The 25,446-nt window shown below is 57.5% G+C and carries 22 protein-coding genes and 1 tRNA gene; 9 read left to right on the top strand and 14 right to left on the bottom strand.

Annotation, left to right across the window (positions count from 1 at the left end):
* Positions 1–54: 54 nt before the first annotated feature.
* From Q0915_RS17575 to Q0915_RS17560, 4 genes are read right to left on the bottom strand one after another with little or no spacing between them, the layout of a single operon-like run.
* Positions 55–1,560, bottom strand: coding sequence for a tripartite tricarboxylate transporter permease (locus tag Q0915_RS17575; RefSeq protein ID WP_299476257.1), 1,506 nt, complete (start codon positions 1,558–1,560; stop codon positions 55–57).
* Positions 1,561–1,566: 6 nt separating this feature from the next.
* On the bottom strand, positions 1,567–2,049 hold the full coding sequence (locus tag Q0915_RS17570) for a tripartite tricarboxylate transporter TctB family protein (protein ID WP_299476254.1): 483 nt from the start codon (positions 2,047–2,049) through the stop codon (positions 1,567–1,569).
* A 15-nt stretch (positions 2,050–2,064) separates the two neighbouring features.
* Entirely contained in the window at positions 2,065–3,066 is a 1,002-nt protein-coding gene (locus Q0915_RS17565) for a tripartite tricarboxylate transporter substrate-binding protein (RefSeq protein WP_299476251.1), read from the bottom strand.
* A 24-nt stretch (positions 3,067–3,090) separates the two neighbouring features.
* On the bottom strand, positions 3,091–4,689 hold the full coding sequence (locus Q0915_RS17560; RefSeq protein WP_299476248.1) for a sulfatase: 1,599 nt from the start codon (positions 4,687–4,689) through the stop codon (positions 3,091–3,093).
* 108 nt (positions 4,690–4,797) lie between these two features.
* On the opposite strand from Q0915_RS17560, the gene Q0915_RS17555 reads away from it, so the two are divergent.
* Positions 4,798–5,691 (top strand): LysR family transcriptional regulator, encoded by an 894-nt coding sequence (locus Q0915_RS17555; protein ID WP_299476245.1) that lies wholly within the window; start codon positions 4,798–4,800, stop codon positions 5,689–5,691.
* Between the two features lie 51 nt (positions 5,692–5,742).
* Here the strand turns inward: Q0915_RS17555 and Q0915_RS17550 are convergent, their stop codons facing one another.
* The 8 genes from Q0915_RS17550 to aroA all read right to left on the bottom strand — a co-directional run bounded on the left by Q0915_RS17550 (position 5,743) and on the right by aroA (position 14,676).
* Positions 5,743–6,627, bottom strand: a complete 885-nt coding sequence (locus Q0915_RS17550) for a DMT family transporter (protein WP_299476242.1) — start codon at positions 6,625–6,627, stop codon at positions 5,743–5,745.
* A gap of 134 nt (positions 6,628–6,761) precedes the next feature.
* Positions 6,762–7,814, bottom strand: a complete 1,053-nt coding sequence (locus Q0915_RS17545; protein ID WP_299544359.1) for a DUF3616 domain-containing protein — start codon at positions 7,812–7,814, stop codon at positions 6,762–6,764.
* A 92-nt stretch (positions 7,815–7,906) separates the two neighbouring features.
* The gene (locus tag Q0915_RS17540; RefSeq protein WP_299476236.1) at positions 7,907–8,806 is read right to left on the bottom strand and encodes an NAD(+)/NADH kinase; all 900 of its coding nucleotides are present in this window, start codon (positions 8,804–8,806) and stop codon (positions 7,907–7,909) included.
* Positions 8,803–9,801 carry an SPFH domain-containing protein gene (locus Q0915_RS17535; protein ID WP_299476233.1) on the bottom strand — a complete coding sequence of 333 codons (999 nt, stop codon included), beginning with the start codon at positions 9,799–9,801 and terminating at the stop codon, positions 8,803–8,805. The genes Q0915_RS17540 and Q0915_RS17535 overlap by 4 nt, the downstream gene beginning before the upstream one ends.
* Before the next feature lie 12 nt (positions 9,802–9,813).
* Positions 9,814–10,692, bottom strand: a complete 879-nt coding sequence (locus Q0915_RS17530; protein WP_299476230.1) for an NUDIX domain-containing protein — start codon at positions 10,690–10,692, stop codon at positions 9,814–9,816.
* A gap of 32 nt (positions 10,693–10,724) precedes the next feature.
* Positions 10,725–12,422 carry a 30S ribosomal protein S1 gene (gene rpsA / locus Q0915_RS17525; protein WP_299476227.1) on the bottom strand — a complete coding sequence of 566 codons (1,698 nt, stop codon included), beginning with the start codon at positions 12,420–12,422 and terminating at the stop codon, positions 10,725–10,727.
* Positions 12,423–12,697: 275 nt separating this feature from the next.
* A complete protein-coding gene (gene cmk, locus Q0915_RS17520; RefSeq protein ID WP_299476224.1) occupies positions 12,698–13,324 on the bottom strand; it encodes a (d)CMP kinase in 627 nt (208 codons plus the stop codon).
* Entirely contained in the window at positions 13,321–14,676 is a 1,356-nt protein-coding gene (gene aroA, locus Q0915_RS17515; protein ID WP_299476221.1) for a 3-phosphoshikimate 1-carboxyvinyltransferase, read from the bottom strand. Before aroA ends, cmk begins: the two co-directional genes overlap by 4 nt.
* A gap of 415 nt (positions 14,677–15,091) precedes the next feature.
* Between aroA and Q0915_RS17510 the strand changes: the two genes are divergently transcribed.
* On the top strand, positions 15,092–15,484 hold the full coding sequence (locus Q0915_RS17510; protein WP_299476218.1) for a TIGR02300 family protein: 393 nt from the start codon (positions 15,092–15,094) through the stop codon (positions 15,482–15,484).
* A gap of 152 nt (positions 15,485–15,636) precedes the next feature.
* A tRNA-Ala gene (locus tag Q0915_RS17505) sits at positions 15,637–15,712 on the top strand.
* A 52-nt stretch (positions 15,713–15,764) separates the two neighbouring features.
* On the opposite strand, the gene Q0915_RS17500 is transcribed toward Q0915_RS17505, so the two are convergent.
* The gene (locus Q0915_RS17500) at positions 15,765–17,165 is read right to left on the bottom strand and encodes an amidase (protein ID WP_299476216.1); all 1,401 of its coding nucleotides are present in this window, start codon (positions 17,163–17,165) and stop codon (positions 15,765–15,767) included.
* Between the two features lie 638 nt (positions 17,166–17,803).
* Here Q0915_RS17500 and Q0915_RS17495 point away from each other — a divergent pair.
* From Q0915_RS17495 to Q0915_RS17470, 6 genes are all read left to right on the top strand, one after another.
* Positions 17,804–19,171: an extracellular solute-binding protein gene (locus Q0915_RS17495; RefSeq protein WP_299476214.1), complete on the top strand. Its 1,368-nt coding sequence runs from the start codon at positions 17,804–17,806 to the stop codon at positions 19,169–19,171.
* Between the two features lie 139 nt (positions 19,172–19,310).
* Positions 19,311–20,612 carry a sugar ABC transporter permease gene (locus Q0915_RS17490; RefSeq protein ID WP_299476211.1) on the top strand — a complete coding sequence of 434 codons (1,302 nt, stop codon included), beginning with the start codon at positions 19,311–19,313 and terminating at the stop codon, positions 20,610–20,612.
* Between the two features lie 4 nt (positions 20,613–20,616).
* Entirely contained in the window at positions 20,617–21,447 is an 831-nt protein-coding gene (locus Q0915_RS17485) for a carbohydrate ABC transporter permease (RefSeq protein WP_299476208.1), read from the top strand.
* A complete protein-coding gene (locus tag Q0915_RS17480; RefSeq protein WP_299476205.1) occupies positions 21,447–22,505 on the top strand; it encodes an ABC transporter ATP-binding protein in 1,059 nt (352 codons plus the stop codon). Before Q0915_RS17485 ends, Q0915_RS17480 begins: the two co-directional genes overlap by 1 nt.
* Positions 22,506–22,515: 10 nt before the next feature.
* Positions 22,516–24,003 carry a glycerophosphodiester phosphodiesterase family protein gene (locus Q0915_RS17475; RefSeq protein ID WP_299476203.1) on the top strand — a complete coding sequence of 496 codons (1,488 nt, stop codon included), beginning with the start codon at positions 22,516–22,518 and terminating at the stop codon, positions 24,001–24,003.
* The gene (locus Q0915_RS17470; protein ID WP_299476200.1) at positions 24,000–25,019 is read left to right on the top strand and encodes a LacI family DNA-binding transcriptional regulator; all 1,020 of its coding nucleotides are present in this window, start codon (positions 24,000–24,002) and stop codon (positions 25,017–25,019) included. Before Q0915_RS17475 ends, Q0915_RS17470 begins: the two co-directional genes overlap by 4 nt.
* A gap of 61 nt (positions 25,020–25,080) precedes the next feature.
* Here Q0915_RS17470 and Q0915_RS17465 read toward each other — a convergent pair whose 3' ends face one another.
* On the bottom strand, positions 25,081–25,383 hold the full coding sequence (locus Q0915_RS17465) for a hypothetical protein (protein ID WP_299476197.1): 303 nt from the start codon (positions 25,381–25,383) through the stop codon (positions 25,081–25,083).
* Between the last annotated feature and the right edge of the window lie 63 nt (positions 25,384–25,446).

The raw sequence follows: 25,446 nt of genomic DNA, 5'->3' as shown, positions 1-25,446 counted from the left end.
TGCTGAAGTCTGATCCGTCTTCAAACAGATTTGGCGTTTCGGGTTTTCGCCAGGTCAAACCTCCTGCTTTGTGAAAAATCGCTTTCGGTTCCGACAGGCATAATAGAGTGCTCCGGCCACCAGAAGCACGTTCACGCAAACGAGCGTGGCGGAGACCGGACGATCGAGGAAAATCCAATATCCCTCTCTGGAGATCAGCAGGGCGCGACGGAGATTGTTTTCCAGAATGGGTCCGAGGATGATGCCGATCACGATCGGTGCCAATGGATAGTTGGCGGCCCGGAACAGGATCCCGACCAGACCGAAACCGAACATGACCATCAGGTCGAATACCGAGGCCTGCAGGGCAAAGGTACCGATTGAACACAGGATCAGAATGATTGGTATCAGGTAGAATTTCGGTATGCGCAGGACATAAACGAAAAATGGCGTCGCCAGGATGCCCGCAAACAGCAGAAAGACGTTGGACGCCATATAGACCAGGAAAATGCCGCCGACGAATTCCGGTTCCTGCTCAAAGAGGATCGGACCTGGAACGAAACCCAGGATCAGCAAGGCGCCAAGCAGCATCGCCGACGAGGCATCACCCGGTATTCCGAGCGCCAGTGAAGGTACGAGCGTACCCCCGACTGTGGCATTGTTGGCGCTCTCGGTCGCAACGACCCCACCTTCTGCGCCTTCTCCGTATTTCTCACCTTCTTTGGCCGCGGATTTTGCAATCGCATAGGCACTGAAGGAACTGATCACGCCGCCCGCCCCGGGAAGCGCGCCAAAGAAAACACCGATCGCGGAAGACCTGATCAGGTTGCCCCAGTGCCGAAGCGTCCTGAGAAGCGAACCGAAGCCTGGCCGCTCGACCTTGATGTCGGGCTTTTTGAGAAGGTCGTTGCCGATCACCTGGTAGACCATTTCCGAAATCGCGAAGAGGCCGACGACGACAGCGACGATATGGAAGCCGTTGAGCATATGGTGCGTACCGAAAGTGAAACGGTAGCCGGTTGAAAATTCGTCCGTTCCGATGGTTGCCAGCAAAAGTCCGAAGCAGCCGGAGATCAAGCCCTTGATCAACGAACCGCCGGAGATGATCGCGATGGCAAACAGGCCCGTAATGGCGAGCATGGCGTATTCCGGAGGCGCGAAACCGCTGGCGAACTTTGCCAACAAAGGCGAAGCGGAGATCAGCACGACCCCACCGATAAGGCCGCCGATGGCGGACGCAGAAATGGCGATCCCGATTGCGTCCGCCGCCCGTCCTTTCTGGGCCATGGGATACCCGTCAAACAGAGTGGCCGCAGCCAGTGGTGTTCCGGGGATACGCAGCAGAATGGCCGAAATGGAGCCGCCACAGGACCCGCCGACGAAGATGGCAATCAGAAATCCCATCGCGGCGACCGGCGGCAATCCGATCGCGACCGGCAGCAAAAGGATGATGCCCATCAAAGGACCCAGGCCCGGCATCGCGCCGACAAGAAGACCGATCAGAATGCCGATAAATGTCAGGCCGATTGCCAGAGGTGTCAGAAAAAGCTGGAACCCGGCAAGGAGAGATTCAAAGAGCATGGATGTCTACCACGGAATATTCAGTCTGAAGACGCCGCCCGGCAGGACCACGTTGAGGAATTTCTCGAATACGAAGGCAAACCCGAAAGACATGACGAGCGCTGCAATCAGCATTTTTCCAAATTGCCGTGCACCGCAGATAAACATGATTGCAAAGACCATCGGCGTTGTCGTCAGGTGGTATCCAAGTGGCCCGAGACAGCAAAGGTAGACGGCGAAGACAACTAGCAGGCCGACAGCTCTCTTGAAGGCGTCAGGCGGCAGCCTCATGGTTTCTTTTCGGTCCGAAATGAAGTCCGCCAGAAGCTGAACGAGAACGAGCGCGGCAATTGCGATGGCAACGGCGCGCGGATAGGCCGCCGCATTGTCGTAGGGACCGCCACTGGCGATCCCCTGTTCATGCATGGACGTGTGGATCTGTTGAAACACAATGCCGACGATGACCGCAAAGAAGGCGGTCACCAGCAAGGCCAGGGTTCTTGAGGTCATCGCCGTCGTGTCGCTCTAGTTGAGTTTCTTCAGTTCTTCTTCTTCCCACTTCAAGGCGTTGCCCATCGCGGAAAGCTGATCGAGGACCGGACCGACAACCTCTTCATACTGGCTGTGATCCCATTCCAGGGGAACGAACCCGACCTTTTCAATCGCCCCCCGCACGTCCGGACGCTGCATTGCCGCAGACATTGCGGAACGAAGCTTTTCGGTGACATCGTCCGGAGTGTCCTTGTGTACGATCCACCAGGTCCAGCCCATGGGCGCAAGTCCGGACAGGCCGAGATCGATATCGAGATCTGCAATGCTGGGCGCACCGTCGTAGGACGCTTTCGCCCCCGGCAGTTCAGACAGCACCAGCATGATATTGAAGGCCGGTTTGTCCTGAATGTAGTTGCCGACATTGATAAACGAGAAGTCAAGCACGCCCGACTTGAGATCCTTGACCGCGTTTCCGTCCTGCGTATAGGGGATATTCTGCGCCACGACACCGTAGGACTGAAGAACCTTCGCGATCACCATGTGCGGCAGGTTGTTCCTGGATCCGGACGAGTACCGGAGTTCGCCCGGATTTGCCCGGCCGTATTCCATCATCTCTTCAAAGTTGGACCAGCGGGTTTCGTCAACCCGCCCGCCAATGGCAAAGGCGTTGGAAACCGCCGCGTTGAGCGGCTTGAAGTCGCTGAACGTCCAGTCGGCATTTCCGAGGATCGGCTGCAACACCAGCGGTGCAACGTACCCGTCGAATACGGTGTATCCGTCGGCAGGACGCGACATGGCGGTTTTTTGCCCCTTCGTTCCGGCAGCGCCGGGTGTCGAGATCACCGGCATGTCGACCCCGAGTTCTTCTCCCATTGCCTTGGCAATGAGCTGGCTGACGGACATCGCATTTCCTGGGCCCCAGGGATGGATCAGTTCGATGGTGCGTTCGGGAAATTCGGCAATTGCCGATCCGGCTGACATCGTCACGATCGCAGCTGTCGCAGCAATCGTGCGCAGGGACTTCGGTAGCTTCATGTTTTCCTCCTCCAAATGGTGTTTTCAAGCCTCGGCAGCGTGTCCTGCCGCTTCCTTCTCAGGTGCGAATTCGCGGTGAAGACCGAAATGCGTATAGAGCTCGGCCGGAGCGTCATGCTCTGTGAAATGATGGACAATTCGCTCAGCCAGACGGGCGACAATGGCATCGTTCGATAGGGGCGCCGTCTGCCCGGGGTCAACTTCCAGATCGTAGAGCGCCGACGTGCAGTCTTCGAGCGTCTGTCCGTCGTTACCGACCTGCGTATTCTTCGGGTCGAGCCGTATTTTCAACAACGGCACGCCCTTGGTGAAGTCGAACGGACCTGCCAGTTGGCTGGTCTGAAGTTCGCTTATCGTGAAATGAGACGCCAGATGCGTCGGCATCAGGGTGTAGAGATTGAGGTTTTCACCGGACAGGTCTTCAGGATAGCGGAAGTAGCTGTAGCGCCCGTCGGTCACGCAGACAGGCCCGGCGAACATGCCGAAAGCCAGGCTTTCGTGGACCGGCGTATCGTCAGCAAGCATTGAGTTTAACGATACGCCGGTCACACTGGGAGGAACCTGACACTGGTGGATCTCAAGGATTGTCGGCATGAGATCCGGAGTTTGCGTCAGGTTCTTGCGCCGCGAACCGCACTGATCCGCGTGCTCTGGATGCCAGATCATGAGCGGGATGTGAGATATCTCCTCATAGTAGGGCATTCTGTTCTTGCCCCACCACTCATGCTCCGACAAAAGAAATCCGTGATCGGTTGTCAGGATCAGGCAGGTGTCGTCCCAATGATCGTTTGCGTCGAAGTGATCGAGAAGCTTGCCGAAATACTCGTCGCACATCGCAACGAGGGCGGCATAATTCCCCCGGATTTCGGCAATTTCCTGTTTGGAATTGCTGACTTTTTCATAAAGCGGCCAATCCAGGATCTTACCGTTGTAGCCACTTTCATACGCCTCCTTGAAGCGTTCGGGCGCAACGAAGGGTTCATGCGGATCGAAACACTCGAGCTGTAAGAACCAGTTGTCGGCCTCCTTGTTCAGGTCCAGGAACTCGAACGCCGCCTTAAAACACTTGGCGGTCGGAAAATCGGCCTCTTCTTTCAGGAAGTCATGTGTGATGGCAGCCCTCGACCGTTTCCAGGCCATGCGGTCCGTGTTGCCCCGCGTGATCGTAGCGTTCGCCAGGTTGTCGAACGGATAGTGGCTGGGATCGAATTTCTGTTTGAACCTGTCGACCGGAGGCGCGGCGAGCGCTTTCAGGGCGTCGTATTCCTGCCCGCGGATAAAGTCCCAGCTGTCGAAGGCGTTGGCGTAGCCCCAGCCACCGTCTTCGAAGTAGTGAAGGTGATCGGATATCAGGTGCGAATAGACACCGGCATCGCTCAGGAGCCGTGCGAACGAATCGTCGAAGGGCTCAAGCGGGCCCCAATGCCGGTGCATGAAATTGAGCCGGCCCGTATGCATGTCCCGCCGTGCGGGCATACACGGCAAGCTGCCGACATAGTGCTTGTCGAACGTCACTGCGCGCCGGGCAAATCGATCGAAATTGGGTGTCTTCACTGCGGTGCCGCCATAGGCGCCGAGCGCCAGACGGTTGAGCGAGTCAAACAATACCAGGACCGTCCGCATTGCTCCTCCCAAAGCTTGTTGTTCCGCGAACCTGTCCCACATTGATCGAAACAAGATATTCTGTAAAATTGAATTATTGATAGCTTTCATTCAAAAAAAGAATGTCACATGGATAAGAACCTGACTGCGTTTTTGGCTGTTGCCAGGCACCAATCCCTGACCGCGGCATGCGGCGAGTTGGCTCTCACACAGCCGTCGGTCACCAAACGCATTGCCAATCTTGAACATCAGGTTGGCGCGGCTTTGTTTGAACGCGACCGGCGCGGCATGAAGCTGACGGCGGCGGGCAAAGTGTTTTTGAAACGAGCGGAACGCATTCAGCACGAGTACCGTCAATGCATCGAGGAAGTTTCAACGATCAGCACCGCGGGGCTGCCGGTTCTCAAAGTAGGAGCCGGACCGGTCTTTCACCTGAACTGCGTTGCCCAGCTCTTTGCGCGGCTCAATGCACGGTTCCCGGCGTTGAAACTGGAAGTGAGGACGGACACCGGACATGATCTGGGAAAGGCACTGCAAACGGGTGAGATCGACGTCTACCTGGGCATAATACCGCCGGAACAACTGATGGATGGCGTCCATATCAGGTTCGTTACCAGTGTCGAACACGGTATCGTCGTCCGCGCCGATGACCCGCACGCCCGCAAGGAACATATCGATCCGGCGCAATTGTCAGGATACCGGTGGGTGAGTTTTGTGGTCGATCCGAAGACGGAAAAACGCATTCAGGAATATTGCGCACCTGAAGACGCGCTGGAATCGATCATCAATATCCGGACCACCTCATTCGCAACCGGGCTTCAACTGGTCAAGGAGGGAGGTTTCGTCATGTCCGCGCCGTTGCAGCTGGCCAATCGCGTGGAGAGCGAAGGGCTCACAATTCGTCCGACCCTGCATGGCATGCCGCGCAGGGACGCCGGAATTTATGTGCGCGAGAGTTCGCTTGGCTTTAATGCGATCAGGGCTGTCCTGGATTATTTCGAAACGGAGGATCTGACGTTCTGACCTTGGAAGTATGCGTCGAGCGTGCCACGTGCGCGGCTGAAACCCGCGATGTCAGCCCGAACGTGCATTCGTGGTGCGGTCATCCGGCTTTCTGCGCACAGCAAGTGAGCCAAGTCCGGACAAGGAAATGAGCGCCAGGCCGAGCAGCGCGACAGGATCCGGCCAGTCGCCGAAGACAATGACACCTAAAATGGTTGCCGAGATGAGCTGCGTATAGACCAGTGGCGCCACAAGACTCGCGTCTGCCGTCCGGTTTGCGATGACCAGCAGGTAGTTACCCGCTGTGGAGGCGAGGGCGCTTGCAATGAGCAGTGACCATACGCTCGTTTCGCTGGGTGGAATTGGAGAGGTGAGACCGAGAGGGGTGAGCAATATCGTGCCGAACAGCAATTGCGACATCAGCAGCCGGGTGGGCCGCATGGCCCCGGCAAGAAGCTTTGTCATGAAGAGATAACAGCCGTAGAAAGTCCCGGCGAGCAGGGCGAACAGCGTGCCTGTGGTCACGCCAAAACCGGGTTTGACCACCAGCAGCACACCCAGAAATCCGACTGCCAGCAAAATGGTATGGGTGGTCGACGGCCTTTCCTTCAAAAAGACGACTGCCAGGACATAGGAAATGATCGGTCCGACGAAAAAGGCACCGAACACGTTTGCGATCGGTTCGGTTTCCAGTGCCGTCAGAATGGACGAGATCCCGCCCGCGATGAAGACAGCCCGCAGGATCACGCGCCAATCCTTCATGCCGGCAAGTTCCCGCCACTGGATGCGGGCGAGCGGCCACAGGACAAGCGCCCCGATCGCGAAGCGAGACCAGGCGACGATGAAAGGATCCACGCCGCTCTGCGTGAGCAGCTTTCCGCAGGTGTCGCCGATCACGACCAGCGTGACGGCAAGAAAGACGGTGCCGGCCAGGCGGCACAGATCAAGGGCTGACATGTTGGAAATCCAAAACGGACTGTCGAGAGTATCCAGCGATCATCCGAAAGAACGGCAACATTGCAAGTCCGGCAAGGCCGAATTCGGTTCTCTTGCCGCACGGTGCAATCTTGCGCACGCACCAGTAGCTAATGCTATTTATTGACCAGAAACTCCACCGGCGCGCCGTTTTTCTCACCGTCGAACAGCACCAGCACCCTGTAGGCTGTCTGAGTTTCCTCGAGCACAAGCAATGTCTCGGCGCTCGCGTTTACATCTATACCAGGGAGTGCTCCGTACGGTTTGGCAGCGTCGCCATTCTTACCGCTCCAGAACCAGAGAGACGGTGCCGGCGATGGCGGCGTTCTTTTTTCGTCGCAGGTGAAGTCTTGAACGCCCCTGCGGTCGTCGCTTCGGCCCGCAAGAATGAGAAGGCCATCATTTACCCGGGTCAGATCGCGCACACCGACATTGTCACCCAGCCCAACCTTCTCCGTTGTTGAGGAGGGCGGGGTCTTCTTGAAAAGCTCGCTGCCAGGCACCCGCAGTATAAACGCGTGGTTGGCAAGGCACGGGCTCCTGAGACCGAACAGCATGTCGCCGTTCATCTCGGAGATCCCTTCGATGGTCACGCCATTTTGGTCCAGCTTCTGATCGACATAAGAGGCAAGGTCGGGATTGGCTTCGATCGTGTCTGCCAGGAGATCTGTTCGCTCAACTTCCGGGACAACCTTCTTGTCGTCGAATGTGAAGGTCGGCTTGCCGGTGCCTGTTTCGACCGGGAATCGGAACAGCCAGTATCGAGACGGTTGCAAATCGCCGCCTCTGGAAAGCCCGTGCGAGCCGGTGACATAAAAGTAGGACGGTGTGTTGTCATCACCGGACGGCACAAAAACCACGCCTTCCGCGTCAATCTCGTCCATCTTCTCACCGTCGACCTTCTTCGGCAGCAGCCGGATCACTCCTTTCTTGTCCGGGTCGAGCCTGTTCTTCCCGATCTTGAAGAACTGCGCATAGTTCTTCTCATCATTGGCCGCCAGGCACCATCCACCGTCTGGAGCGCAGTCCGCGCCGCTGATCGATTCACGAGCGGCAGCGCTTTTCTCGAAATCCGGTTTGACCTTCCATTCGGTGTCCGCCCGAAAAATATCCGCACTTGCCTCCGAGTGCCACGTCAACACGAGCAGAAAAAGCAGCAATAGTCGCATCATGTGGCTCCCTTCGGTGCAGATGTCATTGCGTGCAAGCATAACCTAATTTTCGATTGTTCCTGTCCAGGCGGTCAATCTTCCTGACCAGTCTAAGTGGCCGACACAAGGTTCAGCGTCTTGTCCGCAATGGACACCGACACACGGCGTCCCCAGTCGAACCGCAGGAAGTCCTGTTCTATTCCATCCGCGAACACGACACCGCCGTCATTGATGCGCGAAGTCAGGTGCAAATCCTTGCCTGGGCCGATTGCACCTGACCGCAATTCGCAGCCGCTGTGGTGGCTGGGCCACGGCTCTCTCGCAAAATAGAGCGCGCTGCGGTCGGTCGGATCGATGTCGAACATCTGGTGTGTTGCCGTCATGATCGACTTTGCCCAGCCTGTTGCGCCGGTTCCGGTCGACACGATTACGCCCGAAGACGACTGATACTCCTCCTCGTTTCCTATGCGGATCAGGTAGCGTGCGGACTGATGGCTGCGATGACCGATGAACAATTCATTGAGTGCACACAGGGTTTCTCCCGTACCCAGAATTGCCGAGACCATCGTCCGGTGGTTTATCTCGACCGCATTTCGTTCAACCTGTTCCAGAAGGCGGGCAACGTCTGCCGGAGACGCCGAGGTCAGAATTCCCTCTGAGCCGTCCTGCCCGGGGGCCACCCCGATGACGGGTTGGCCTGAGCAGTATTTGGCGAGATTGGCAACCAGACCGTCCTGCCCGACAGCAACGATGATGTCGTTGTCGGTGAAGAGAAACCGGTCCAGGTCGTCGCGCTCAACACTTGCAATGGACCATTCAGCCGGCACTGCGGACTTGGTCCGTTGGATTGCTGTCGCCAGCGCCATGTGTGCGGTTTCTACCTCGCTGATATCCTGCTCACGGCTTTGCAGAAAAAAGGCTGCCTGCCCCCGCGTGCCATGGGATGCCAGCAGCGATTGAAATTCGGACTGCCGGGTGACGATGACGACGCGGGGAGCCAGGCTGCTCATGTTTGGGTCTCACCCGGCAAAGGCGAGCCTTTCATGGCGCTTTGGACCTGGCCGATGACATTTGAGAGCATGTCGGGTGTAACTGTCAGGTTGTCTATGTGTTGAAGTTTGCCGGCAAACTCCTGGGCTGCCACAGCGAACATCACCATCGGCGGCAGATCCGCATAGACTTCCATGCGCTCCTTCTCCATATCCGCACGTGCCTGATCGATTGTTCTGATGCGCCCTGCCTCGGCAACCGCGTCGATCTTCATTGCGGCAGCCATGGCTTCGGCCTTCGAACGGGCGTTTTCGTCTTCGCGGGCGATAAGCTCCTTGCGCTGTGCCTCCAGCTCGATCTTGGTGCTCAATTCGTTTTCTGCGATGGCACGCTCTTTTTCCACGGCCATAGCCCGTCGGGCAAAGGTTGCTTCGTCCGCACGCTGCTGTAGCTGCTCGAATGTTGGCGTCTGCAAGGCGCGGGACAAGGCGGAACTCGCCGAAACATTGTCGACGCCGACACCGACTATTTCGATACCCATCGCAGGAAGGGTGTCATCCTCGGAAAAGCCGTTGCTCAGGGCCGTCTGGAGCGGCTCGACGCCTGCTTGCAAAAGATCGCGTACGTCCTTGCCCTTGATATAGGCGGAGATGTAACGTCGACCGAGCGATCCGATCTGGTCATTGATCTGGTCGATCGGCTGCCCCAGCAGGGCTCCATGTTTCAGATCGATCGTGAAATCAACGCGCTCTCCAAGACATTCTGCGTCCACGACACGCCAGACGACGCTGCCTTGGACGGCCAGGTCTTGATAGTCCTTGGACTGGCCTTTGAGCATGAATGGAAGCGTCCGGTCATCGGTCGGTATTTCACTAACGGATGTCTGCCGGGGCAGAAACCAGAAGGAAAGGCCCTTGCCGGAGCGGACTCTTTTGCCCTTGCTGTATTTCTGGACATGGCTGGAGGCGTCAGCACGAAAGTGACGGACCAGCGGAAATCTCTGTATCTGTGCCATTGTCTGTACCTTTCAAATGCGTGCGTAAAGCTCCGCCGGTCTGAAGGCGGATCCTGTCTCGCGTTTACCGGTTGGTTTGATGATATTTCTATCGAGGAGTTTTCTGCGGAAGGCCGGCTTGGTGAGCTGTTTCCCTAGGATAGCCTCATAAACTTCCTGAGCTTGTCGAAGGGTAAACAGCGGCGGCAACAGTTCCAGGGCAATGCTGGTGTAATCCAGTTTGCCACGCAGCCGTTTGACCACATCACCCAGAATGAAGGCATGGTCGAATGCCAGGGTGAGTGTTTCACCGTCAATGCGGTGCGCGCTTGCGATGCCACCCGTTTCCTCATTCCAGTCCGCACAGATTTCTGCCAGGAGTAGATTCGCGTTGTCCGCAATCGCCTGACCCAGCCGATCAGCGTCGACGAGCGCGAAATGCGTGACGCTGATGACGCGTTCCCGAGGATCCCTTGCTGGTGCGCCGTAGGTATAGAGCTGTTCCAGATAGACATCCGACAGTCCAACCTTGTCCCGAAGCACACGTTCGGCCGTTGCCTCGATGGCTTCTTCAATGTGGACATAGCCGCCGGGAATGGCCCAGTCGCCGCCAACGATCTCCGCGTCGTGGCGGCGCATCAGCAGGCAACAGAGCTTTTCGTCGAGGACGGTGATCAAGGCAAGATCGACGGCCACTGCAGGCTTGGGATAGTCCATATCAAACTCCTTATTATCAAAATAGATATAACTAAGTTGATAATAAGTCAATAGGCAACGTCCGCCGAAAGAACGGTCTGTTGCAGGCCGGAGGGTGAGGATCGAGATGGCGAGATGTGGGAGAAAGCCAAGCGGGTGAAGACGCGAACTGTCTGCACAATACAAAAAGCCCGGCATTGCTGCCGGGCTTTTCATTTCCGTTCCCGATGGTTCGAGAGGGGAAAACCTTAGTCTTCGGACTGCTGCTTGAGGGCAGCGCCGAGGATGTCGCCAAGAGACGCGCCGCTATCGGAAGAACCGTATTGTGCGACAGCTTCCTTCTCTTCTGCGATCTCCAGTGCCTTGATGGACACAGTCACGCGGCGGGTCTTCTTGTCGAACTGCGTGATGCGGGCATCGAACTTGTCGCCGACGGAATACCGTTCCGGACGCTGCTCTTCGCGGTCGCGCGAAAGATCCACGCGGCGGATGAAGGCAGTGAGATCGCTGTCCGCGATCTTGACGTCCAGGCCGCTGTCCTTGATCTCGGTGACTTCACAGGTGACGACGGAGTTCTTGCGCAGTTCGCCGGCAGCACCCGATTCCATCGGATCGCCCGTGAGCTGCTTGATGCCGAGAGAGATACGCTCTTTCTCAACGTCAACATCCAGAACGACGGCCTTGACCATGTCGCCCTTCTTGTACTCCTCGATCACCTGCTCGCCCGGACGGTTCCAGTCGAGGTCGGAGAGGTGAACCATGCCGTCCACGTCGCCGTCGAGGCCGATGAACAGGCCGAATTCGGTCTTGTTCTTGACTTCGCCTTCGACGTTTGTGCCGATCGGGAACTGTTCCGCGAACGCGTCCCACGGATTCTGCAGGGTCTGCTTCAGACCGAGCGAGATGCGGCGCTTGACCGGATCGACTTCCAGGATCATCACTTCGACTTCCTGGGAAGTGGAAACGATCTTGCCCGGATGGACGTTCTTCTTGGTCCAGGACATTTCCGAAACGTGGATCAGGCCTTCGATGCCCGGCTCCAGCTCGACGAAGGCACCGTAGTCGGTGATGTTGGTCACGCGGCCGGTGAACTTCGCTTCGATCGGATACTTGGCTTCGATACCGTCCCACGGATCGGTTTCAAGCTGCTTCATGCCGAGGCTGATGCGATGCGTGTCCTGGTTGACGCGGATGATCTGCACCTTGACGGTCTGGCCGATGGTGAGAACTTCCGACGGATGGTTGATGCGGCGCCACGCAATGTCGGTGACGTGCAGCAGACCATCGATACCGCCGAGGTCGACGAACGCACCGTAGTCGGTGATGTTCTTGACCACGCCTTCCACGGTATGGCCTTCTTCCAGGCTCTGAACCAGTTCCGAACGCTGTTCGGCGCGGGTTTCTTCCAGAACGACACGGCGTGACACAACGATGTTGCCGCGGCGCTTGTCCATTTTCAGGATCTGGAACGGCTGCGGCGTGTGCATCAGCGGGGTTACGTCGCGAACCGGACGAATGTCGACCTGCGAACGCGGCAGGAAGGCGACAGCGCCGTCCAGATCGACGGTGAATCCGCCCTTGACCTGGTTGAAGATCTGGCCGTTGACTTTTTCGTTGGCTTCGAAAGCGACTTCCAGGCGAACCCAGCTTTCTTCGCGGCGGGCTTTTTCGCGCGACAGAACAGCTTCGCCAAGAGCGTTTTCGACACGCTCCAGGTAAACTTCAACTTCCGTCCCGACGCTCATTTCGCCATCGCGGCCTTTGGCGCCGAATTCCTTCAGCGGCACGCGGCCTTCGACCTTCAGGCCGACGTCGATGACGGCAAGGTCTTTTTCGATTGCGACGACGGTGCCTTTGACAACGGCACCTTCGTAAAGGTCGTTCTGGACGAAAGACTCTTCGAGAAGAGCTGCAAAATCCTCGGTAGAGGGATTGAAATCGGTCATTTATTCTCCTGAGCGCCAGTTGGCGCACCGCCGGCGGGTTGGTGTTGCACTCCGGATTGTCCATCTCCCGGGATCGCGGTTTCCGCTGATCCTGCCGCTTCGAAAGCGGGCCGGCGGGGGCAGAAGACGGAAAATCCAGTCTCGCCACAGGGTGCGGATAAGCAGCGCCCTGCCGAAATTACATGTCGTTCTTATCAAGAACTGCCGGCCACAAAGGCCAAGTGTTCCGGATGCACTGAAAGGGGCGCGCCTTCAAGGCGAACCCCCAATCATTCTTAGGCACCCTTGGCGCGGGACACGATATCCACAGCCGCCTGGAACGCGGTCTCTATATCCATTTCTGTCGTATCAAGCAAGACCGCATCGTCAGCTTGTTTCATCGGAGCGACGGTTCTCTGGCTGTCACGCTCGTCCCGGCGCTTCAGATCGTCGAGAACCGAGGCGTAATTTGCATCGTTTCCCTTTGAGATCATCTCATCCGTGCGCCGGCGTGCACGTGCCTCCGGAGATGCTGTGACGAACAGCTTGACCGTCGCATCCGGACACACGACCGTGCCGATGTCGCGCCCGTCCAAAACGGCACCAGGGGGTGTTTGCGCAAAACGGCGCTGCAGATTGACGAGCTCCTCACGCAAGCCGCCAAGTACCGCAATGCGGGAGGCAGCTTCACCGATTTCATGGGCGGCGAGAACGGTCTTGTCCATGTGGGCAAGGTCAAGATTTTGAGCGATCTCGATGGCAACGCCCTCGTCTCCGAGCGGCAGCCCCTTTGCCAGCAGTGCAGCCGCAACAGCGCGGTAAGTCAGTCCCGTATCGAGGTGCCGAATGTCGAAGTGGTCGGCGAGCCGGCGCGCGAGAGTACCTTTTCCCGAAGCTGCAGGACCGTCAATCGCTATGATCATGCCGCCTCGCCGGGTTGCATCGTCAAGCTTGCTCCGAGGTTTTCGAACAGCGTCGTAAAGGTCGGGAAACTGGTCGCGATCACAGCACCATCATCGACGGTGACCGGTTTGTGCGCGGCCATGCCCAGAACCAGGAAGGCCATCGCGATGCGGTGATCGAGGTGTGTTGTCACCGTGCCGCCGCCTATCGCATTTGCTCCACCGGTAACCGTCAGCGTGTCCTCGGTTTCAATGCACGGAATGCCGTTTGCCTCAAGCCCGCGGGCAACCGCGGCAAGCCGGTCGGATTCCTTTACGCGCAATTCGTCGAGGCCCGGCATGAAGGTATCGCCTTTGGCAAAGGCAGCCGCGATCGCCAGAACCGGGTATTCGTCGATCATCGAAGGGGCGCGACTTGCCGGCACTGTAATGCCCTTCAGCCGGCTGGCCTTGACCCTAAGGTCGCCCACTTCTTCGCCGCCGGTCTCGCGCCGATTCACAATTTCGATGTCGCCGCCCATTTCGATCAGGGTGGTGATCAGTCCGGAACGGTGCTCGTTGAGAAGCACATTTTCGATTGTGACGTTGGAGCCTGGAACGATGAGTGCGGCAACAAGCGGAAAACCGGCGGAAGACGGATCGCCCGGCACGTCGATATCCTGCGGTTGCAGGTCCGGTTGACCCTTGAGCTTGATGACGCGCTCGCCGTTTTCATTCAGGGAAACGGAAATCTCCGCACCAAAACCCTTCAGCATCTTCTCGGTATGGTCGCGTGTCGGGATCGGCTCGATAACTGTTGTCTCGCCCGGTGCATTCAATCCTGCAAGCAGAACAGCGGATTTGACCTGCGCGGAGGGCATAGGGACCCGGTATGTGATTGGCAGAGCTGTTTCGGCACCGCGAATGGAAGCGGGCAGGCGGTCGCCCTCGCGCGCGATCACGTTTGTCCCCATCTCGCGCAACGGATTTAGTACCCTGCCCATCGGGCGCTTTGACAGGGACGCATCGCCCACGAAGGTGGCCGCGATGTTGTGGCTGCCAAAGATGCCCATGGTCAGACGGACGCCGGTACCGGCATTGCCGAAGTCGATCACATGTTCCGGTTCCAGAAGGCTTCCGAGGCCGATGCCGTCGACGGTGTAGCTCCCGTCCTGATGCTTTGCGATCGTCGCGCCAACCGCGCGCATCGCATCTGCTGTCGCCAGGACGTCTTCGGACTCCAGAAGTCCTTTGACCGATGTGCGACCGACGGCCAGCGCGCCGAACATCAGGGATCTGTGCGAAATGGATTTGTCGCCGGGCACGCGGATCGTGCCGGTCAAAGGTTTGCCGGTGCTCGCTGTGAGTGGAGTGGGTGCGGTATTATGTGACATTTTCAATGTCCGGAACTTGGAAGTTTGCAAAAGGTGTCACGTCCTATCACGCGGATGCTGTTCCGTCATCTCCAGTGTTTTTGATAGGCGGCCTTGCTCATAGAGCTGCGTCTCCCCTGACCGGAGCCCTCGTCTCCTGAATGTGTATTTTGCTCCCGAATCAAGTATAGGACAGCGTTTGTTCGACCATTTGGTCCGCCGCCGGGCTGAGGCTTCGATCTGATAGGGACCAAATGCCTGCAAGTGTGATTTTTTGGCGAGAACTTTTTCGCGCGCTTGATCTTTGGCTCGCAACATGCAGAAGAATGGGGCGAATGGATTTTTTTTACCGATTTGGCTTTGACACCGGCTGAGCATAACGCTATGGGGCGGCCCACCGAATAGTCAGCCAGAAAACGAATGAAGGGTGAGCACAGTGGCAAAACCTGAACTTGGCACAAAGCGGCTCTGCCCGAGCTGTGGCGCCAAATACTACGATCTTCATCGCGACCCGATTACCTGCCCGAAATGCGGCACCATCTTCGAAACGGTCATGACCACGCGCGCCGCCAAGGCGGCCAAGGTAGAAGAAAAACCGGAAGAAGAGGAAGAAGAAGAGGACACGGCAGCACCGGAAATCGTGACGCTCGAAGAAGCCGACGCTGAAGCGGAAGGCTCCGACGATGTGCCGGACCTCGAAGGTGACGATGACGTGGAAATCGAAAGCGATGAAAGCGACGACGACGACGTCTTCCTCGAAGACGAGGACGAAGACGAAGACTCAGTCCCCGGCATCAGGGTCGAGATTGAAGACGACACAGACCAGTAATCGATTGATCGGACAGGCAATTTTCGCTGTCCGTTCCTTTCGGTTCAAGGCAGGCAAATTCACCGAAATTTCTGCTTGATCTTGAGGGGCGGTGTGACTATGTTCCGCCCCCATCAACGCCGGAGACCCAACACCGGCCGACAATGGAATATGGGGCCATAGCTCAGCTGGGAGAGCGCTTCGCTGGCAGCGAAGAGGTCAGGGGTTCGAGCCCCCTTGGCTCCACCATTTCCTCGTTTCTGAAAAAATTGCCGGGTTCGAAATGGTGCCGCAGGCTGTGCTAAATGCCGCCACCCTTTTCAAGTTTGTCCAAAAACGACAGTACCCTCGCATCTTTGCCCCGCGCGCCGATCACCTGAAGCGCGACCGGTAATCCCGCCTGTGTCTTGCCGCAGGGGACTACGCCCGCCGGTTGTTGGGTCAGGTTGATCGGGAAACTGAAACTTGCCCACTCGGTCCATCGGTTGAGGCTTGAACCTGCCGGGACTTCCAGTCCGGCGCCGAAGGCCGGAACGGTGACGGCGGGTGACACAATGAAATCATACGCCTCAAGCGCAGCATCCATCCTTGCGCCGTATTCGGCCCGCTCGACCTGTGCTGCCACAAGGGTCTGGGCTGAATAAGACCTGCCTGTTTCCGCAATCTCCAAAAGGCCGGGGTCGACTTTGTCCCATTCGGCGGAGCTGAATGACGCCAGGCGCGCCGCCGCGCCGGAAAACCAATGAACGTGGAAGGTGTCAAGAAGATCGGATCCGGGCAGGTCGAACGGTTCGACGATGGCCCCGAGAGCTTCCAGAGATTTCACCTGCCGGTCGACAATTTGCGCGACTTCAGGATCAAGACGACCGGCTGGCGGCTTGGTCCAGTAGCCGACGCGCAATCCCTTGATTTCGACAGCCTCATAGTCCAGCGGGTCGAGGCGTCCTTCACCCTGATACCAGTCGCGGCGATCCCTCCCGGACATTGCCTTCAGCATCTCGAAGGCGTCTTCGGCATTGCGGCACATTGGGCCGATATGCGCGACCGTTCCAAAGGCACTTGCAGGATAGGCCGGCACCCGCGAGAACGTCGGCTTCAGTCCGGTCAGGCCGCAAAAGGCCGAGGGAATTCTGATGGACCCGCCGCCGTCCGTGCCAAGGTGAAAGACACCGGCACCCAGGGCTGCGGCAACGGCGGCACCGCCCGACGAGCCGCCGGGGGTCAGGTCGGTATCGTGCGGGTGACGCGTGATGCCGAATGTCTTGCTGTCGGTGACTGCCTTCCAGCCGAATTCCGGCGTTGTTGTCTGGCCGAGAAAAACAATGCCGGCGGCGCGCATCAGACGCACGCTTGGGGCGTCTTCCTGAAAAGGGGTAGGGCTCGTGAGCGCACTGCCGAACCGGACCATCCAGTCCTTGACCCACACGATGTCCTTGATGGTTGCCGGAACGCCGTCGACCACGGACAATGGTTCCCCTTTTGCCCAACGGGCCTCGGAGGAGCGCGCTGCCTCAAGCGCTCCCTCGTGGTCAATAAAGGTGAAAGCGTTGAAAACCGGGTTCAGTTCATGTGCTCTGGAAAGACAGGCCTTGGCAACCTCGACAGGGGAAATCGTTCTATCGCGATAGCCCTTTGCCAGATCGCGGGCACTCATCCGGCAGAGTGCGTCCGCATTTTGAATTGCAAAATCGGCAGCATCCATGGGTCGGCACCTTTCAATTCGAATTTCCTGCGATGGTAGGCGATTTTCAACCGCTGCACAGTCCAAATCCGATGCCGTCACCGGAGAAGCTTTCCGTTGACAACGGTCTGCTTGCATGAAGACCTGAAGCACGTGGCACGGTTCTGCATTCCGGCCGCTTGGCGCTGTCGAACGCGGGCTTACCAAACAGTTCACCGCGTCAGGGGCAGGTTCACCTGATCATCGAGGTGCCGGTCGAGCCGGTGACGACGAATAGACTGACCGTCATTGATGGGTCTTCGTGTTTGACGGCAATTTCAATTGGGTTTCCTGCATAAGGTACAAAAGCCGCGGTTCGCAGGAGATATCAGATGCATTCCTGGAGTGAATTGTCGCGGTGGGTGCACATCATCCGGGATGAACGCTGGAAATATTTCCAGGAAGTGTTTCAGCCTGGAGAAGCACCATCTTGACTTAAATCTGTTGTGCCGCAGTGCGATCCTGATACCGCTACTGGAGGCCTTCCGACAATCCGTGAGGGTGTCACACAGCCGTAATGACTCATCTGTATTGATCGTTTTGCACACGTGTGCAAACATTATATTCCGCGCTGAAAAACCACTCCGGAAACGGCGCGAGAAAGAGAGCAGGTGAGTATCATGACCACTTTCGTATCAAGACTGCGTCAGTCCACGGCAGCAGCCGTTCTGGCCCTCACGGCATCGACCGTCGCTGGCGGAGCCCTCGCAAAGGACTTGACCATCACCGTTTGGGCTGGTGGTTCCAACGACAGCGATGCGTACCGTTGGGAAGCCATTGAAATGGCCGCCGACATCCTGGAAAAAGAGGCCGCGATCAATGGCGAAGACCTGAATATTACGGTCGAGTCCAAGGGTCAGTTCGGTAACTGGCAGGAATTCAAGCAGGCTGTGACGCTCGCGGCCGAGGCCGGAACAGCGCCAAATATTGTCGTTACGTCGCATCTCGATATCGCGCCCTGGTCGGAAGCTGGATACATTGTGCCTGTTGAAGAGTACCTTGATCTCGACGCCTGGCCGCTCAACGACATTTACCCGAACCTCATGGAAATCGCTGCGTTTGATGATGTGCAATGGGGTTTGCCGCAGGATGCTGAAAGCCGTCCGTTCTTTTTCTGGAAAGACGCGTTGAAAAAGATCGGCTACAGCGACGAAGACATTGCGGCGCTGCCTGCAAAGGTCGAAGCGGGCGAATACACGCTGCAGGACGTTTTGGCCGACGCCAAGAAGGCCGTTGACATGGAAGCCGTCGAAGAGGGCTACGGCTTTTATCCGCGTGTTTCCAATGGCCCGGACTTCGCCCAGTTTTACCAGTCCTTCGGCGGTGAACTTATTGATCCGCAGAGTGGCAAGCTGGTTCTGGACAAAAAGGCGATGGAAAGTTTCTACCAGTTCTTCGCCGACGCCGTTGAAGCAGGTGTAACCCGCAAGAACCACCTCGGAACGGATTGGGGGCAGTGGTACAATGAGGTCGCCAACGGCAAAGCCGCTATCTGGCATGGTGGAACCTGGCACTACGGACGCTATGCGCAGGAAGGCAACCAGGACTTCTGGAATACGATCGAGTTCTCGCTTATTCCTGCCGGTGACGAGAATGGGCGCGCCAACACCATCACCCATCCGCTGGTCTACCTCATCACTGACAACGCGGATGACGAAGCTGAAGAAATCGCTGCCAACCTCGTGAAGATCGCCTCCGAGCCGCGCATCAACACGCTGCACGCGATCAAATCGAACCACCTGGGTATTTCCAAACAGCAGTCCAACATCGAACTCTACGCGAATGACCGCTGGGCCGATGAAGCAACGTCACGCCTGCTTGGGCATGCAAACTCTCAGCCGAACCACGTGAACTACGGTGCCTATTCGGAAGCCCTGTTCAAGGGGCTTGAGGCAGCTTGGACCGGCACCAAAACCCCGGCCGAGGCAGTTGCAGAGGTTGAAGTTCAGATGAAGGCCACGCTGGGCGATGAGCTGATCGTCCGCTGATCCGGAATTGAAATGAGCGACCGGACCGGGTGCCTGCCGCCCGGTCCGGTCGCAGTAAGTTCCAAAGATTGATTGATCCGACTTTACTGATCACGTTCGCGCGTTCCCTCGAATGCCGACGCTCTAGCAGGAGCACCTCATGCAACGTTCGAGCTGGCTGGGCCTTGCCTTTCTTTCGCCGGCACTCATCGTCGTTTTTCTGTTCTTCCTCGTGCCGGTGGTTCTGACAGGATTTTTTTCCTTCACGAACATGAGCACGGCCACCGGTGTCAAAGGAGGCGCTTACGTTCTGAACGCCAGCGGTCTGCGCGCGCTCACCGACGCAGGCCTGCCGAAATCAACACTGGAGCAGATTGAAGGCGCGGGCTACCGGGTGGATGCCAAGGGTCTGGAAGCCCTGGCTCTGGATTTCGGCAAGCCGGTCGCGGAAGAATTCGCCAAGCTGCACGAAGGTGAAGTGTTTTCGAAGCGGCGTGACGTGGAACGTGCCCTGAAGGATCTGCGCTCAAACCCGATCAGAAAGACCAGGGACCGCAAACAGGCTGCTGATCTGTTCAAGCGTTCGCTGATGAACGAGCGTTTTGACAGCCCGACTGCTTTCGAAGCAGCGCTTGAAGAAGCGGGAATTCCCGAAACGGATCGCCCCCTCATCACGGAGGTCGCCTATACCGGCTGGGTCTGGACCACGGACAATTTCGGTTTCTTGTTTTCGCTCGATTCCACCTGGCAATACGCCAAGAACACGGTCATTTATGTCGTTTTCACGCTGTCGTTCAATGTGCTCTTTGGGCTGTTTCTGGCAATTGCGACATTCTATCTGCCCGCCGGACAGGCCGCAGCTTTCAGGGCGATCTGGTTCCTGCCACGCATTCTCCCGCCGGTGCTCTACATCGTGATGTGGCGATGGTTCACCTGGGACACCGGTTTTATATCTACGGTGCTTTCGGGTTTCGGGGTGCCTCCCAGAAACTGGATGCTGGATACCGAGTTCCACGCTTGGACGACAATCGTCCTGATCAACGGATTTGTCGGCGCTTCCATGGGCATGATCGTTTTCTCGTCGGCAATCCGGGCAATCCCAGCGTCAATGCTTTACGCCTCCGAAGTGGATGGAGCCAGTCGTCTGCAGCAGATCTGGTACATCATCCTGCCACAGCTGCGCTGGCCGATTCTTTTCATTACGTCTTATCAGACCATGTCCCTGCTCACGTCGTTTGAATACATCTACCTGGCGACCGACGGCGGACCGGGTGGTGCAACAGAGGTCTGGGCGCTGGCGGCCTTTCACACGGCGCTCAACAACTATGGAGGAAACCTCCAGTACGGGCTTGGCGCGACTTACGCTCTGATACTTGTTGTGATCGGCCTCCTTGCGAGCCTTGCCTATCTAAGGCTGTTCAACTTCCGAAATCTACTCGTGAAACCGCGGATCGAGGGGTAAAGACATGAAGCCAAACTTCCGAAACTGGCCAGTGCTACTGGTCCTTTTGGTCTTCTCCGCACCGCTTTTGATCATGCTCGCCTTTCTTCTGGTGGACGCCTTCACCACGAAGGTACCCGGGACAATGATCCCGAACGGCGTGACACTTCATCATTTCCGCTTCCTGTGGACGGATCTGGACGACGGCAGTTGGGGGATCTGGGGTGTCACGTTGAACACCTTCAACTTTGCTCTTTTCACATCGCTTGCCGTATCGGCGATCTCGCTCACCGCCGGCTATGCGCTCTCGCGCCTCGCTTTCCCGGCGCGTGGCTTCTTTCTCGGCAGCCTGATCGTGCTTCACGCTTTTCCAACTGTCACTCTCATCATCGCGATCTTTCTGATCCTTCAGCTGCTGGGTCTATACAACACACTGATTGGGGTGATCGTGGTCAAGGCGGCGCTGGAGCTGCCATTCGGCATCTGGGTGATGAAAGGGTTCTATGACACCGTTCCGTGGGAGATTGAAATGGCGGGCGTTCAGGATGGCGCAAGCCGTTTCACCGTCTGGTGGCAATTGGTTCTCCCTCAAGTTCAGCCTGGCCTGATGGCGATCCTGATCTTCTCCTTTCTCTCCGGGTGGTCCGAGTTCATCCTGCCAATGGTGCTTGCTCCCGGAACCGAAGCTCAGGTGCTGTCAACCTATCTGGCCACGATGCTGCTCGACGGCGGCACACAGGCCGACTTTAATCTCTTCAAGGCCGTCGGGCTGTTCTATGCGCTGCCTGTCGCCATCATCTATCTGATTTTCCAGAACAAACTCATGAACATTTATGGCGGAGGCACGAAGGGCTGATGCGTATCTCAATCGAAAACTTCACCAAGACCTTCGGCGACACCACGGTGATCGACAACATGTCGCTGGACATCAATAGCGGCGAAATGCTGGCGTTGCTCGGGCCCTCTGGCTGCGGCAAGTCCACCACGCTGTTCGCCATTTGCGGCATTCACCGGATGAATGGCGGCCGGCTTCTGTTTGGAGACAGGGATGTAACCAAGGTCTCTTCGCAGAAGCGAAATGTCGGCGTGGTGTTTCAGAACTATGCGCTGTACCCGCATATGAACGTTTATGACAACATTGCCTTTCCTCTGAAGGTCCGTAAGGAAAGCAAGGCTGAAATCGACCGTAAGGTTCAGGAGATTGCCACACTGGTTCACATCGGCGAACTCCTGCAACGCCGGCCGGCGCAGCTCTCCGGCGGGCAGCAGCAGCGCGTTGCTCTGGCGAGGGCACTGGTCCGCAAACCGGACATCCTCCTTCTCGATGAGCCGCTAGCAAATCTCGACGCGAAACTGCGGCTGGAAATGCGGTCCGAAATAAGGCGTATCCAGCTTCAGACGGGGATCACTGCCGTTCTCGTGACCCATGATCAGGTGGAGGCCATGTCCATGTGCGACCGAATCGCCATTATGGACGAGGGCAGGATCGTGCAGCTGTCGTCGCCAAAGGAGATGTACGAGGACCCCTCGTCGGATTTTGTCGCCGGCTTTCTTGGAAACCCTCCGATTGCCTTTCTGGAAGGCAGCGTGGATGAAGCAGGCTTCAGGCTCGCAAACTCGGAAGTCACGCTGCCGGTACCGGCGGGCATAACGCTTCCCGGCCCAGGTTCAGCAATGCGGTTCGGTATTCGCCCGGAATTCTTTCAGCCGGACAACGCGTTAAAGGTAAAGGGCAGGATCAGTTTCGTGGAAACCCAGGGCCGTGAGGAACTTTATGACGTCACTTTGGAAAACGGCGCAGTCCTTCGCTCGATCCAGACACAAGGTGGCAGCTATAGGGTCGGCGACGAAGTGACCTGGGGCATTGCGGCGGACCGGATCCTGGCCTTTGGTCCGGATGGCGACCGGCTTTGACGGCGGATCGATGGCTGCCTTTCAACCCGGAAAGACCTGGATCCACCGGCACAAAGGACCACCGCTCGCAATCGCGCATCGCGGCGCGAGCGCCTATGCCTTTGACAACACCTTGCGCGCCTTCAGGATCGCGCATGAGCTTGGCGCTGAGATGTGGGAAGTCGACGTTCGGCTGACGGCAGATGGCATTCCGGTTGCCTTTCACGATGAAGATCTTTCCAAGACCTGCGGTATACGCAGTCCGGTCAGCGCGCTTTCGGCGGAAGAACTCTCGCAATTGACGGCGTCTGTGGGGCGGCCAGCTCCCAGATTTTCAGATGTCGCAAGGCTCGCATCGGAGCTGGGCGCTGGTATATATCTTGACGCAAAAGAGGGCAAAGCCGCCTCGCTGGCGGTCGAGTGCCTGATCGAAAACAGGATCGAAAAGGTCATCGTCGGCGCCAACACCGCCGATTATTGCACAGAGCTTGTCGAAAGCGGCTGCCCCTATCCGGTCTCCATTCTTGTCGGGTTGGGCCTCGATCCCTTCGCCATTGCGCGTGACTGCCGCGCCGAGCTCGTGCATCCGTGTTGGGAACGCGCAAGCGAGCGGCCGGACCGTTTGCTGGATGAGGCCTTCTTTCGAATCGCAAGGTCAATGAACCTCCCTGTTGTGACCTGGCATGAGGAACGTGCTGACGTTCTTGCAGAACTGGTCAGGATGCCAGTCCTTGGCATTTGTTCCGATCAGCCGGAAATGGTGTCTGCACCGAGCTTTGAAACCGGCAAGACACCGGAAATCGTCTGCCACCGTGGAGCCTGCCGGATTGCACCTGAAAATACGCTGGCCAGCGCACGGGCAGCCTGGGACGGCGGATTTGAGTACGTCGAAGTCGACGTGCGTCAATCGGCGGACGGGCATCTTGTGGTCCATCATGACGAAATGCTTGACCGGACAACCACGGGATCAGGACCTCTTGCAGACGCGACGCTGGAGGCGCTCCGGCAACTTGATGCGGGGGTGAAGTTTGATCCCTTTTTCAAGGGAGAGCCTTTACCGGAACTTGCCGGATACTTGGATCTTGCTGCTGCGACGGGTCGAAAACTCTATGTCGAGATCAAGCAGGCGGACCAGCTGGCCGTGGTGGGGACCGTCCTCGCCAGAATCCCGCCGGACGATGTATTTTTCTGGTCCTTCGACCAGGAGCTGCTGAAAACAATCCACCGCTCGGCGCCCTCAGCTCGCCTGATGGCGCGCCCCGAAGATTATGAAACGCTGAACGAATGCCTGTCGGCCTTCGACGCCGACATCATCGAATTCAATGCGAGAAACGCAAACCTTGGGGATTTTGCTGCGGTCCGTGCAGCCGGGCGCAAGGTAATGGTTGCTTATATGGGCAGCGATCCTAACGTGTTTTCAGAGCTTGCTCAGCTTCAGCCGGACATTTTCAATGTGAACGAGCCATTTCTTGCGCGGCGGATCCTGTTCGAAAAAGATAAAAATCGGAACAAAGAATGACTGACCAGGGGAGCCCCAAGAAACAGGTCAATTCCTTCGACGTGGCCAGACTTGCCGGCGTGTCGCGTTCAGCCGTATCGCGGACATTCACCGATGGCGCCAGCGTTTCGGACGAAACCCGCAAAAAAGTGATCAAGGCAGCGGGTGAACTCGGATACCGGGTCAACGTGCTTGCGCGTTCGCTGCACAAACAGAAGTCCGATCTTGTTGGCGTCGTTGCCGCCGACCTCGACAATCCGTTCCGTGCCGAACAGATCGACCTTCTGTCGCAGGGTCTTCTGGAACGCGGCTTCAGGCCTATCCTTCTACGCGGTGACCCGTCGGCTGATGTTGCCGATCTGATCGGGTCTCTCCTGCAATACAGTGTCGCCGGTGTCATCGTGACATCCGACACGCCGCCGGAAGAAATCTGCCGTGAATGCCTGGAAAACGGTGTTCCGCTGGTCGTGGTCAACAAGCGCGATCCAGGTGCGCCGGTTGACCGGGTGGTGACCGATTTCGAAGCCGGAGGGCGGCTGGCCTTCGAACACCTTGTGGCAAGCGGTTGCCGTAAACTTGCCGTCGTCACGCCGGAGCGCTCGTCTTTCTCCATCAACGGCCGCGCTCTGGCATTCGAACGGATTGCCAACGATGCCGGCATACCGGTGATCCCTATTGCCTGGGGAACCCAGACCTATGAAGGCGGTCTGGAAGCGTCAGCCCATGTCAATCGCGTCAGGAGCGAAGTCGACGGTCTTTTTTGTACCGCGGATTATCTGGCTTTGGGCGTCCTTGACGGATTACGTCACGACTATGGGATCAATATCCCAGAGGATATCCAGCTTGTCGCCTACGACGATATCGTTCAGGCATCTTGGAAATCCTACGACATGACGACTATCGTTCAGAGCCGCCGGGAACTGTGCGAGATCACGCTGAACCTTCTGATGCGGCGGCTTGAAAACCCGGATTTGCCTCAACAGGTTGAAATTTGTGGCGTGTCTTTGTTCCAGCGGGCGACCACGCTGGCCCCGTGAGCCTGCATTAGAAAATTCCCGCCACGCCGCTTGCTGATGCAGTGTCCGTTCTGTGCCCTTGTTAGCCCTGCAGGACTGTCCAGCTAACCGTCTCACCTTCGCCGCGTTGGTGCACGAACGACACCTTGTCGCCATCCAGACGGACGGTTTGGTGATCCTCGGTCAGATCTTTGCCACCGAAAAGTATCTCCCGGCAGTAGTAAACGTCACTCCAGCGCCAGGTTCCTGATATCTCGTCCTGGTCCGGCCCAACGCCATAGACGGTTCCTCCGGGCGCAATGACCACCCAGCTATCGCCGTTGACAAGGCGCTTTCCGGCGACCTGTTCCAGGAACTCCTGCTGCATCGTGATTTCCTTGGACAATTCTCTTCCCCCGACGTCGATCTTTCTGTGCGTGCTGAGAACGCAACAAAGTGTATCCAAGGT

This window comes from uncultured Roseibium sp., from assembly GCF_947494555.1.
Taxonomy (GTDB): domain Bacteria; phylum Pseudomonadota; class Alphaproteobacteria; order Rhizobiales; family Stappiaceae; genus Roseibium.
This window is presented reverse-complemented; position numbering and strand designations above follow the sequence as displayed.